At 61.7% G+C, this 12,341-nt stretch carries 10 protein-coding genes; 4 read left to right on the top strand and 6 right to left on the bottom strand.

The features are described 5' to 3' along the window. Positions 1-38: 38 nt before the first annotated feature. From sucA to sdhC, 5 genes are all read right to left on the bottom strand, one after another. Complete coding sequence (gene sucA, locus HB860_RS08470; protein ID WP_247626337.1) at positions 39-2,849, bottom strand: 2-oxoglutarate dehydrogenase E1 component; 2,811 nt, start codon at positions 2,847-2,849, stop codon at positions 39-41. Between the two features lie 115 nt (positions 2,850-2,964). Beyond that, a complete protein-coding gene (locus tag HB860_RS08475; RefSeq protein ID WP_139435404.1) occupies positions 2,965-3,681 on the bottom strand; it encodes a succinate dehydrogenase iron-sulfur subunit in 717 nt (238 codons plus the stop codon). A 17-nt stretch (positions 3,682-3,698) separates the two neighbouring features. After that, complete coding sequence (gene sdhA, locus HB860_RS08480) at positions 3,699-5,465, bottom strand: succinate dehydrogenase flavoprotein subunit (protein ID WP_202045315.1); 1,767 nt, start codon at positions 5,463-5,465, stop codon at positions 3,699-3,701. A 1-nt stretch (position 5,466) separates the two neighbouring features. Continuing rightward, complete coding sequence (gene sdhD / locus HB860_RS08485; RefSeq protein ID WP_005326929.1) at positions 5,467-5,811, bottom strand: succinate dehydrogenase, hydrophobic membrane anchor protein; 345 nt, start codon at positions 5,809-5,811, stop codon at positions 5,467-5,469. Next, the gene (sdhC, locus tag HB860_RS08490) at positions 5,805-6,194 is read right to left on the bottom strand and encodes a succinate dehydrogenase cytochrome b556 subunit (RefSeq protein ID WP_025326734.1); all 390 of its coding nucleotides are present in this window, start codon (positions 6,192-6,194) and stop codon (positions 5,805-5,807) included. Before sdhC ends, sdhD begins: the two co-directional genes overlap by 7 nt. A 423-nt stretch (positions 6,195-6,617) precedes the next feature. Between sdhC and HB860_RS08495 the strand changes: the two genes are divergently transcribed. The 3 genes from HB860_RS08495 to HB860_RS08505 all read left to right on the top strand — a co-directional run bounded on the left by HB860_RS08495 (position 6,618) and on the right by HB860_RS08505 (position 8,909). Beyond that, positions 6,618-7,904 (top strand): citrate synthase, encoded by a 1,287-nt coding sequence (locus tag HB860_RS08495; RefSeq protein WP_025326733.1) that lies wholly within the window; start codon positions 6,618-6,620, stop codon positions 7,902-7,904. Positions 7,905-7,999: 95 nt separating this feature from the next. Then, entirely contained in the window at positions 8,000-8,311 is a 312-nt protein-coding gene (locus HB860_RS08500) for a DUF4377 domain-containing protein (protein ID WP_025326732.1), read from the top strand. A gap of 94 nt (positions 8,312-8,405) precedes the next feature. Continuing rightward, on the top strand, positions 8,406-8,909 hold the full coding sequence (locus HB860_RS08505; RefSeq protein WP_247626338.1) for a GNAT family N-acetyltransferase: 504 nt from the start codon (positions 8,406-8,408) through the stop codon (positions 8,907-8,909). Between the two features lie 52 nt (positions 8,910-8,961). Here the strand turns inward: HB860_RS08505 and fabB are convergent, their stop codons facing one another. Then, positions 8,962-10,173 carry a beta-ketoacyl-ACP synthase I gene (fabB, locus tag HB860_RS08510; protein WP_202045310.1) on the bottom strand — a complete coding sequence of 404 codons (1,212 nt, stop codon included), beginning with the start codon at positions 10,171-10,173 and terminating at the stop codon, positions 8,962-8,964. A 90-nt stretch (positions 10,174-10,263) separates the two neighbouring features. Between fabB and mnmC the strand changes: the two genes are divergently transcribed. Beyond that, the gene (gene mnmC / locus HB860_RS08515) at positions 10,264-12,288 is read left to right on the top strand and encodes a bifunctional tRNA (5-methylaminomethyl-2-thiouridine)(34)-methyltransferase MnmD/FAD-dependent 5-carboxymethylaminomethyl-2-thiouridine(34) oxidoreductase MnmC (RefSeq protein WP_247626339.1); all 2,025 of its coding nucleotides are present in this window, start codon (positions 10,264-10,266) and stop codon (positions 12,286-12,288) included. Positions 12,289-12,341 lie beyond the last annotated feature (53 nt).

The raw sequence follows: 12,341 nt of genomic DNA on the forward strand, positions 1-12,341 counted from the left end.
GGTCGGCTGCACAGAGCCCCCTCCCCTTCGCAACTCGTTTATTCCAGGGTCAGCGCGTCTTCCACCAGGGCTTTCTGCTGCTTGGCGTGGACAGACATGTAACCGACGGCCGGTGAGGCCGAGGCCGGGCGACCGGCATAACGCAGACGGGCATGGCTTGGCAGCACGCTGTCATAGTGATGACGGGTGCTGTACCAGGCGCCCTGGTTCTGCGGCTCCTCCTGACACCAGACGAAGTCGGTGACGTGGGCATAATCGGCCAGGATGGCGCGCACTTCCTCTTCCGGGAAGGGGTAGAGCTGCTCGATCCGCACCAGGGCTACATCCTGCTGCTCGGCCTTGCGACGGGCATCGAGCAGGTCGTAGTAGACCTTGCCGGAGCAGAAGACCACCCGCTTGACCGCTTTCGGATCCAGCGCATCGATCTCGCCGATGGCGTTCTGGAAGGTACCTTCCGCCAGCTCGTCGAGCTTGCTCACCGCCAGCGGGTGGCGCAGCAAGGACTTGGGCGTCATCACGATGAGCGGACGGCGCATCGGGCGCACCACCTGACGGCGCAGCATGTGGAACACCTGGGCCGGGGTGGAGGGCACGCACACCTGCATGTTGTGCTGGGCACACATCTGCAGATAGCGCTCCAGACGGGCGGAGGAGTGCTCCGGGCCCTGGCCCTCATAGCCGTGGGGCAGCAGCATGGTCAGACCGCACATCCGGCCCCACTTCTGCTCGCCGGAGGAGAGGAACTGATCCACCACCACCTGGGCGCAGTTGGCGAAGTCGCCGAACTGGGCTTCCCAGATGGTCAGACCGGCCGGCTCGGCGCTGGCGTAGCCATATTCGAACGCCAGTACCGCGTTTTCGGTCAGCACCGAGTCGTAGATCTCGAACGGACCTTGCTCGTCGTGCAGGTTGCACAGCGGGGTGTAGGTGCTCGCATCGGTCTGATTGTGCAGCACGGCGTGGCGGTGGAAGAAGGTGCCACGGCCGGAGTCTTCCCCGGTGAAGCGGATGCGCGCGCCCTTGTCCACCAGAGTGGCGTAGGCCAGGGTCTCGGCAAAGCCCCAGTCCACCAGCTTCTCACCGGCGGCCATCAGGCGGCGGTCTTCGTAGATCTTCTCGACCTGGCGTTGCAGCACATGGGTCGCCGGGTACTGGCTGATGCGCTCGCCGAGGGACTTGAGGTGATCCATGGGCACTGTGCTGTCGTAGCTCATGGCCCAGTCGTGACCCAGATACGGGGTCCAGTCCACGGAGTGCAGCTCCATGGGACGCCACTCCTTGCTCACCCGCTCGCCCCGATCCAGGGTATCGCGGTAGTCGTTGACCAGGGTAGTGGCCAGCTCGGGGGTGATGGTGCCTTCACCAATCAGCTGATCGGCGTAGATCTTGCGCGGCGTCGGGTGCTGCTTGATCTTCTGGTACATCAGGGGCTGGGTCGCGCTCGGCTCGTCCGCCTCGTTGTGACCGTGACGACGGTAGCAGACCAGCTCGATCACCACGTCGCGCTTGAAGGTGTTGCGATAATCCAGCGCAATCTGGGTCACCAGCACCACGGCTTCCGGGTCATCCCCGTTGACGTGCAGCACAGGTGCCTGCACCGCCTTGGCGATGTCGGTACAGTATTCGGTGGAGCGCAGGTCACGTTGATAGGAGGTGGTGAAACCAACCTGGTTGTTGATGACGATGCGCACAGTGCCGCCGACGCCGTAGGCACGGGTCAGGGACATGTTGAAGGTCTCGGCCACGACCCCCTGCCCCGCGATGGCGGAGTCACCGTGGATGGTGATGGGCAGGACGCTGGAGCCGTCCTTGTCACCACGGCGATCCATACGGGCACGCACGGAGCCGATGACCACGGGGTTGACGATTTCGAGGTGGGACGGGTTGAAGGCGAGCGCCAGGTGGACGTTGCCGCCCGGGGTGGCGAAGTCGGAGGAGAAGCCCATGTGGTACTTCACATCCCCGGTGCCCCAGGATTCCCCGTGCTTGCCGGCGAACTCGTCGAACAGGTCCTGGGCGCGCTTGCCCAGCACGTTGATCAGCACGTTCAGGCGACCGCGGTGGGCCATGCCGATGACGGCCTCCTTGCAGCCCTGCTCACCGGCGCGGCGGATAAGCTCTTTGAGCATGGGCACCATGGCATCGCCCCCTTCCAGGGAGAAACGCTTGGCCCCCGGGAACTTGGCCCCCAGGTATTTTTCCAGCCCTTCGGCGGCGGTCAGGCTCTCGAGGAAGCGGGTCTTCTCCTCGGTGCTGTAGTTGCCCTTGGCTTCGATGGATTCAAGACGGTCTTGCAGCCAGCGCTTCTCCTCGGTGGAGGTGATGTGCATGTAGTCTGCACCTATGCTGCTGCAGTAGGTCTTCTTCAGCGAGGCGTAGAGATCGGAGAGCACCATGGTCTCGCGACCGATGGCGTAGGAGCCCACGTTGAAGGTGGCCTCCATGTCTGCGCCCTGCAGGTTGTGAAAGGCCGGGTCGAGTTCGGCAACGGTTTCACGCTGCCACAGGCCCAGCGGATCCAGATTGGCATTCTGGTGACCACGGAAACGGAAGGCGTTGATCAGCTGCAGTACGCGCACCTGCTTGGCATCCACCTGGGGATCGGAGACCGGGGCGCTGTAACGGGAGGGATCCTTGGCCAGGCGGCGGAAATAGTCGCGAACCTGGGAGTGGGGTTGTTCGACTGCATGGCCATTGACCTGGGGCAGCTCGCTAAACAGGCTGCGCCACTCTTCGGCCACGGAGTCGGGGTTTTCCAGGAAGGATTCGTACAAATCCTCAATGTAGCTTGCATTCGCACCAGCCAGGTGAGATGACTCCAACCAGGCCTTCATCACGCCGTTATGCATTTCTATCCCTTGTACATCTTGTTCACTGCAGCGCAGCTTGTAGGGTCATAGCCATCCCGGGACGGGATGGCTATCCAGAGGTCGGGCCCGGCGCAAGGCGCCTCAGGCCCTGGTATCAAACAGCCCGGTTGAGCAACATCGACTTGATCTGACCGATGGCCTTGGTCGGGTTCAAGCCCTTGGGACAGACGTTCACGCAGTTCATAATGCCGTGGCAGCGGAACACGCTGAAGGCGTCATCCAGGTTGCCCAGTCGTTCGGCAGCCGCGGTGTCGCGGCTGTCCGCCAGCCAGCGGTAGGCGGCGAGCAGCCCGGCCGGGCCGATGAACTTGTCCGGGTTCCACCAGAAGGAGGGGCAAGAGGTGGAGCAGCAGGCACAGAGAATACACTCGTACAGGCCATCCAGCTTGGCGCGCTCTTCGGGGGATTGCAGGTGCTCACGCACGGGCGGCAGTTTTTCATCGTTGATGAGGAAGGGCTTGACCTTCTCCCACTGGGTGTAGAACTGGGTCATGTCGATCACCAGATCGCGGATCACTGGCAGACCAGGCAGGGGCCGGATGACGACCTTGTTGCCCTTCTTCAAGAGATCGGAGAGCGGGGTGATGCAGGCAAGACCGTTCTTGCCATTCATGTTGAGACCGTCCGATCCACAGACCCCTTCGCGGCAGGAGCGGCGGAAGGAGAGCGTGGGATCCAGCTCCTTGAGCTGGATCAGTGCGTCGAGCACCATCATGTCGGAACCTTCAGGAATATCAAGACGATATTCCTTCATATGTGGGACGTTATCAACATCCGGGTTGTATCTGTAAACAGAGAATGTGACGTTCATTGTGGTTGCCTCCGCAATCAGTAAGTCCGCACCTTGGGTGGGAATGCCTCACGGGTTTTCGGAGACATGTTGACAGCACGACGGGTCATGGACTCGGTGTCCGGATGATAGAGGCTGTGGCACAGCCAGCTCTCGTCGTCACGCTCCGGGAAGTCGAAGCGGCTATGGGCGCCCCGGCTCTCGGTACGGAAGTTGGCGGCAACCGCGGTGGCAAACGCCGTCTCCATCAAGTTGTCCAGCTCCAGGCACTCGATGCGCTGGGTGTTGAACTCCTTGGAGGTGTCGTCCAGACGGGCATTCTTGAGGCGCTCGCGGATGAGTTTCAGCTCGGCCAGCCCTTCTGCCATGGCGTCCCCTTCGCGGAACACGGAGAAGTTGTTCTGCATGCAGCGCTGCAGGTCACGGCGGATCTCGGCGGGATCCTCGCCATTGCGGTTGTTCTCCCAGCGATTGAAGCGGGCCAGCGCCGCGGCGATGTCGGACTCGGAGGCCTCGCGGCCATGATCCATCTCCCCCAGGGTCTCCACCAGGTGCATGCCGGCGGCACGACCGAACACCACCAGATCCAGCAGGGAGTTGCCACCCAGACGGTTGGCACCGTGCACGGAGACGCAGGCAATTTCCCCCACCGCGAACAGGCCGACCACGGGGACGTCGTTGCCGTCTTTATCCTGGGTCAGACACTGGCCGTTCACGCTGGTCGGCACGCCGCCCATCATGTAGTGGCAGGTGGGGATGATGGGAATGGGTTCCTTGACCGGATCCACGTGGGCGAAGGTGCGAGAGAGCTCGCAGATGCCCGGCAGACGGGATTCCAGCACCTCTTTGCCGAGGTGATCCAGCTTGAGCTTGATGTGCGGGCCCCAGGGACCGTCGCAGCCACGGCCTTCGCGGATCTCGATCATGATGGAGCGGGCCACCACGTCGCGACCGGCGAGATCCTTGGCGTTGGGCGCATAACGCTCCATGAAGCGCTCGCCATCTTTGTTGAGCAGATAGCCGCCTTCACCACGGCAACCCTCGGTCACCAGCACCCCTGCCCCGGCGATGCCGGTGGGGTGGAACTGCCAGAACTCCATGTCCTGCACGCCGACCCCGGCGCGCAGCGCCATGCCGACGCCGTCACCGGTGTTGATGTGGGCGTTGGTGGTGGACTGGTAGATGCGACCGGCGCCGCCGGTGGCAAGCACCGTGGCCTTGGCCTTGAAGTAGACGACTTCGCCGCTCTCCATGTCGATGGCGGTGCAGCCGACGATGTGACCGTCCTGGTTCTTCACCAGATCCAGCGCATACCACTCGGAGAAGACGGTGGTCTTGTTCTTGACGTTCTGCTGATACAGGGTATGCAGCAGGGCGTGACCGGTCCGGTCGGCAGCCGCCGCGGTACGGGCCGCCTGCTCGCCGCCAAAATTCTTGGACTGACCGCCGAAGGGGCGCTGATAGACAGAGCCGTTGTCGAAGCGGGAGAAGGGCAAGCCCATGTTCTCCAGCTCATAGATGGCCTCGGGGCCGGTCTTGCACATGTATTCAATCGCTTCCTGGTCACCGATGTAATCGGAGCCCTTGACGGTGTCATACATGTGCCACTGCCAGTTGTCGTCATGGGCATTGCCCAGGGCGACCGTGATCCCGCCCTGGGCGGAAACCGTGTGGGAACGAGTCGGGAAAACCTTGGAAAGCAGTGCGCAGCTCTTGCCGGACTGGGCAATCTGCAGCGCGGCGCGCATGCCGGCACCACCGGCACCGATCACGACCGCATCAAATTCACGAGTTGGAATAGTCACCTTACACACCCCACAGCACGACGAAACCCGTCATCAGATAGACGAACAGCACCACCACCAGCGCAAACTGCAGCGCACCGCGCAGCCCGACCGGCTTGATATAGTCGGTCAGCACCTGCCACAGACCGATCCAGGCGTGGATCAGGACGCACAGCAGCGTCAGCAGGGTGAAGACCTTGGTGAAGGTTGTGGCGAAGAAGCCGGTCCACACCTCGTAGGTGATGTCGTTGAAGGCGACAAAGCCCACCAGATAGAGGACGTAAGCCGTCATGATGAGGGCGGTGGCGCGGATCAGGATGTAATCATGAACACCGCTGCGCCCGAAAGTTGCAGAATTGGTTACCATACCAGTACCCCCGCCAATACCGCCAGAATCCCGGTAATCACGAAGCCCACCCGGGCACTCTGATTCGCGGAATCCAGCTCTTCCCAATGCCCCATGTCCATGACCAGATGACGCAGGCCGCCCACTATGTGGTATGCCAGCGCAGTCAGGATCCCCCACAACACGAACTTGACCAGGAAGTTGTCCATGATGGCAACGACGGTTTCAAATCCTTCGGGAGAGGAGAGTGAAGTTCCAAGCATCCACAGCAAGATGGCCAGCGCCACAAAGGTGATGACCCCTGAGACACGGTGCAAGATGGAAGCGATGGCGGTGACAGGAAAGCTGATCGTTTGCAGGTCGAGGTTTACAGGTCTCTGTTTATTTTTCACGGCTTTGCCCACTCAGCTCCATTGAGCACGTTAGTTATTGTTTTCACACGCTTTGAGGGCGAGGAGTGGCATTTGTTAGGTTTTTGTTACCAAAACAACTCGGAAAAGCCAAAAACAACATTTTAGATATCACATCTGGCTTTGCGAAAGCGTTTCAAACACCGACGGCCATCACCCACGAGGCGCAGTATATCGGCGGCCTTAACCAATGACAATCAATTAGCTACATAGAAAACCCAAAACCGTAAACCAGATCTCACAACCGCTTTAACAAGTCATTAATGATCATTCAGGAAAATTGACAAGAGAGTGGTTCTCTGGTTCAAATAAGGCGCTCCAGCCGCCGTGGTACGGGTAAGAACCTTTGCCAGCGTCATGAAAGTCGTAATAAAGTAGGACTGGAACCAAATTATAAAAGAGCAAAGGAGACGTGCTATGGCTGATAAGATAGCCACCCTACATCTGCCCGGAAAAGAGCCGGTAGAACTACCGATCCTGTCCGGTACTGTTGGACCCGATGTAATCGATGTCAGAAAACTGGGCTCGCAAGGGTACTTCACCTTCGACCCCGGCTTTATGGCCACCGGTGCTTGCAAATCATCCATTACCTATATCGACGGAGATCAGGGTGTCTTGCTGCACCGTGGTTATCCCATCGCCCAGTTGGCCACCCAGGCCAGTTACCTGGAAGTCTGCTACATACTGCTGTACGGCGAGGCGCCCACCAAGACGCAATACGCGGAATTTGAACGCCTGGTCACCCGCCACACCATGGTGCACGAGCAGATCGCCTTCTTCTTCCGCGGCTTCCGCCGTGACTCCCACCCCATGGCGATCATGTGCGGTGTGGTCAGCGCCCTGTCCGCCTTCTATCACGATGCCCTCGACATCAACAACGAAGAGCATCGCGAGATCTGCGCCTTCCGTCTGCTCTCCAAGATGCCGACCCTGGCCGCCATGTGCTACAAGTACTCCATCGGCCAGCCCTTCATGCAGCCGCGCAATGCCCTCTCCTATGCCGGCAACTTCCTGCACATGATGTTTGGCGTGCCGACCGAAGAGTACAAGGTCAACCCCATCGTCGAGCGCGCCATGGATCGCATCTTCACCCTGCATGCGGACCACGAGCAGAACGCCTCCACCTCCACCGTGCGTCTGGCCGGCTCCTCCGGCGCCAACCCGTTTGCCTGTATCGCCGCGGGGATCGCCTCCCTGTGGGGTCCGGCCCACGGCGGTGCCAACGAAGCCTGCCTCAAGATGCTCGAAGAGATTGGCTCCGTGGATCGCATCCCCGAGTACATTGCCAAGGCCAAGGACAAGAATGATCCGTTCCGCCTGATGGGCTTCGGTCACCGGGTCTACAAGAACCACGACCCCCGTGCCACCGTGATGCGCGAAACCTGCCACGAGGTACTGACCGAGCTGCAGATCAAGGATCCGCTGCTGGATGTGGCCATGGAGCTGGAGCGCATCGCGCTCTCCGACCCCTACTTCATCGAGAAGAAGCTCTACCCGAACGTGGACTTCTACTCCGGCATCATCATGAAGGCCATCGGCATCCCCATGTCCATGTTCACCGTGATCTTCGCCATCTCCCGCACCATCGGCTGGATTGCCCACTGGAACGAAATGCACTCGGATCCGGATCAGAAGATCGGCCGTCCGCGTCAGCTCTATACCGGCCTGGCCCAACGGGATTTCACTCCCCTCGATCAGCGCTGATCCGGCGAGTTGTCATGGTTTGTTACAAAGGCGGTCATTGACCGCCTTTTCATTTGAGGGTTTAATCGCGCCCTTTTACGCCAAGGACACCCATCATGAAACCCTTGCTCCTCTGCTCCGCCCTGTTGCTCAGCGCCTGCCAGAGCACCCCGACCACCCAGACCCTCTATGTCCAGGACAAGCTGGCCGACTGCGTCGGTGTCGCCCCCATGAAGTGCATGCAGGTGCGCAGCCAGCCGGGCGAGAGCTGGACCCTCTTCTACCAGCAGATCGAGGGCTTCACCTTCGAGCCTGGTTTCCGCTATCAACTGGAAGTGCGTACCGAACAGCTCACCGACGTGCCGGCAGACGCCTCCTCGGTGCGCTATCAGCTGATCAAGGTGGTGAGCAAAGAGGCCGTTCGCTAAGCCAAGAGAGGCTGCGGTTCAATTTGCACGCCCCCTGGGTTATGCTGACCCCCTTCTTTCAAGGGTTGACCAGGGGCACGCGCCCTCAAGTACGATGATCAAGATCAGAACCATACGGGCCCTCGACTGGCCCGCCATCATGGCCATTCAGAGCGAGTGCTACCACCAGCTGGAGCCCGAGCCCCTCGAGGTGATGAGCAACAAGGCAGAGCTCGCCCCCGCCTGCTGCTGGGTCGCCGAGCGTCAGGGCCGGGTGCTCGGTTATCTGCTCTGCCATCCCTGGCGTGCCCACCAGCCCCCGCCTCTCTCGGTGCCGATGACGGCGCTGGCCGGTCATGAAGAGTTCTATCTGCACGATCTCGCGGTCTCGGACCAGGCCCGCGGTCTGGGCGTCGGGCAGCGACTGCTGGCCACGGCGTTCGATTTCGCGAGCCGCGAAGGGTATCGCCATGCAGGTCTGGTTGCGGTTCAGGATGCCCCCGCCTTCTGGCGCAAGCAGGGCTTCGTGCCAGCCAAAACCCCCAAGTCGCTGGAGGAGTACGGCGAGGGCGCCGTCTATATGCGACTGCCGCTGACCGAGCCGGCTGAGATGATCTGACCCATAAAAAAGGCGCCTTTCGGCGCCTTTTTCTATGTCAATCCGGTGAGCATCAAGCCTTGAACTTGCTGAACACCAGGGAGGCGTTGGTACCGCCAAAGCCGAAGCTGTTGGACATGACGGTATTGAGATCGGCGGCTTCGTACTCGCGCACTATGGGCAGACCCACGGCCTTCTCGTCCAGGTTCTCGATGTTGATGCTGGGGGCGATGAAGCCGTGTTCCATCATCAGCAGGGAGTAGACGGCCTCGTGCACGCCGGCGGCGCCCAGGGCATGACCGGTCATGGCCTTGGTGGCGGAGAGCTTGGGCGCATTGCTGCCAAACAGGGTCTGGATGGCTTCCAGCTCCTTGGTATCACCGACCGGGGTGGAGGTGCCGTGGGTGTTGATGTAATCCACAGAGCCGACACCCTGCATCGCCATCTTCATGCAACGCACCGCGCCTTCACCGCTCGGGGCGACCATGTCGTAGCCGTCGGAGGTGGCACCGTAACCGGTGATTTCGGCATAGATGTGGGCACCACGGGCCAGGGCATGTTCCAGCTCCTCGACCACCAGAATGCCGCCGCCACCGGAGATGACGAAACCGTCGCGGTCCGCATCATAGGTACGGGACGCCTTCTCCGGGGTGTCATTGTACTTGGTGGAGAGGGCACCCATGGCATCGAACTGGATGGTGGAAGACCAGTCCAGCTCCTCGCCGCCGCCGGCGAAGACGATGTCCTGCTTGCCAAGCTGGATCAGCTCCAGTGCGTGACCGATGCAGTGGGCAGAGGTGGCACAGGCGGAGCTGATGGTGTAGTTGACACCCTTGATCTTGAACGGGGTGGCCAGGCAGGCAGAGGTGGTGGAGGACATGGTGCGCGGCACCATGTAGGGACCCACGCGCTTGACCCCTTTCTCACGGGCGATGTCCGCAGACTCGGAGGTGTTCTTGCCGGAGGCGCCGCCGGAGCCGACCACTATGCCGGTACGCTCGTTGGAGACCTGATCCTCTGGCAGACCCGCGTCAGCGATGGCCTGCTCCATGGACAGATAGGCATAGGCCGCGGCGTCACCCATGAAACGCATGACTTTACGGTCGATCAGTTCAGACGGATCGAGTTTGATGTTACCCCAGACACGGCTGCGCAGGTTGTACTGTTCAAACTGCTCGGAATAGGTGATGCCGGATTTGCCTGCTTTCAGGGAGGCCAGCACCTCTTCCTTGTTGTTGCCGATACTGGAGATGACGCCGATACCGGTGATCACTGCTCTTCTCATTAATTCATCTCGTCTGGAAAAACTGGCACCGAGTCTACCCGCTTTCGGCTGCCAAACTGGTCTGCTTTCACGTAGAATGCCCGCGAATTTATGACGCGAGCAGAGGAAAACGTGAGTCAAACATCCTTACATCATGCCCGATTGGACTGGAATGAAGCGGGAACTCCAGTCTCCAGTGAGTTCGGGGATGTGTACTTTTCCAATGATAACGGTCTAAGTGAAACCCGCTACGTCTTTTTATTGCAAAATCACCTACCGGCACGATTTTCGCACCACGATAGTGACAGTTTCGTGATTGGCGAAACAGGTTTCGGCACAGGTCTTAACTTTCTGGCGACAATGGCCGCCTTCCTGGAACAGGCCCCCCAATCCGGCAACGGCTCGCACCTGCACTTCATCAGCTTCGAGAAATACCCCCTGGCCCAGGCCGATCTCTGCAAGGCCCTGGCGGCCTGGCCCGAACTCGCGTCCTTAAGCCAGCCTCTCATCGACCAGTGGCCGCTGCCGGTCTCCGGCTGCCACCGCCTCATTTTTGCCGGCGGCCGCATCCGCCTCGATCTCTGGCTTGGCGACATCAAGGAGATGCTGCCCCAGGTGCCTCACGGCCCCCAGGGTCTGGTGGATGCCTGGTATCTGGATGGCTTCTCGCCTGCCAAGAATCCCGAGATGTGGACACAAGCGCTGTTCGATGGCCTCGCTCGCCTCGCCCGCCCCAGCGCGACCCTCTCGACCTTTACCTGCGCCGGTTTCGTGCGCCGCGGTCTGATTGACGCCGGCTTTGCCATGAAGAAGGTGAAGGGACACGGCAGCAAGCGGGAGATGCTGGCTGGGAGGCGGGAGGACAAAGTGCCCGAGCAGAGCATCTCCCCCTGGTATGCCCGCCCCGCCGGCCGGGACGGCGAGGTGCTGATCATCGGCGGCGGCATCGCCTCGGCCATGACGGCGCTCTCCCTGGTGGAGCGAGGCCGCAAGGTGACCCTGCTGTGCGAAGAGGGCGAGCCCGCCACCGGTGCCTCCGGCAACCGGCAGGGGGCGCTCTATCCCCTGCTCAACGGGGAGCACGACGCCCTGTCGCGCTTCTATTCCCTCGCCTTCGGCTATGCCCGCCAGCGGCTGCTGACCCTGGCCGCGCGCCATCCCGTGGCCTTCTCCCTGTGCGGCGTCACCCAGCTCGGCTACGACGACAAGTCCGCCGCCAAGCTCGCCAAGATGGGTCAGGGTCCCTTCCCCCCCGAGCTGATGCACCCACTCTCTGCCTCGGAAGTTGAGCAGGTGGTCGGCCTGCCCTGCGGCCACGGTGGCGTCAGCTACCCCCTGGGGGGCTGGCTCTGCCCGGCGGATCTCACCCGCGCCGCCCTGAAAGAAGCGCAAGCCAGCGGTCTGCTGCGCCTTGAGTACCACACACCGGTGAGCACCATCAGCGAGCTGGCAGACGGCTGGCAGGTGGAGAGCCTGGATGGCCGCCAGTGGCAGACCCCCAACCTGGTGGTGGCCGCCGGTCACCGGCTGCCCGCCCTGCTCCCCTTCGCGGAGCTGCCGCTCTACCCGGTGCGCGGTCAGGTGAGCCATGTGCCGACCACGGCGCGGTTAAGCCAGCTCAGGACTGTGCTCTGCTACGACGGCTACCTCACCCCGGCCCACGACGGAGCGCACTGCATCGGGGCCAGCTATGGCCGCAACCAGAGCACCCTCGCATTCAGTGCCGAGGAGCAGGCTCAGAACCGGGCGCGGCTGCAAGCCTGCCTGCCGGATCAAAGCTGGCCTGCCGAGGTGGACGTGAGCGGCAACGAGGCGCGGGTGGGTGTTCGCTGCGCCAGCCGGGATCACCTGCCGGTGGCAGGGCCAATCGCCAGATTGGCAAGCCTGGCGGATCAAGACCCTAAAGCCCCCGCTGATCAGCAGCGCGCGCTGCCCCTGCACGCCGGTCTCTATGTGCTGGGGGCCCTCGGCTCCCGGGGTCTGTGCTCGGCGCCGCTCTGCGGTGAGCTGATAGCGAGCGAGATCTGCGGGGATCCGCTGCCGCTGGCCGCCGATCTGCTGGAGGCGCTGCATCCGGCCCGCTACTGGGTACGCAGGCTGCTCAAGGGCAAGCCCCTGCGCGATCCGGCGTCCTGATCCCCACCCAGGTTGGACCTCAAACAAAACGGGCTTCCCCAAGGGAAGCCCGT

It is taken from the genome of Aeromonas genomosp. paramedia, from assembly GCF_023093515.1.
Classification (GTDB): domain Bacteria; phylum Pseudomonadota; class Gammaproteobacteria; order Enterobacterales; family Aeromonadaceae; genus Aeromonas.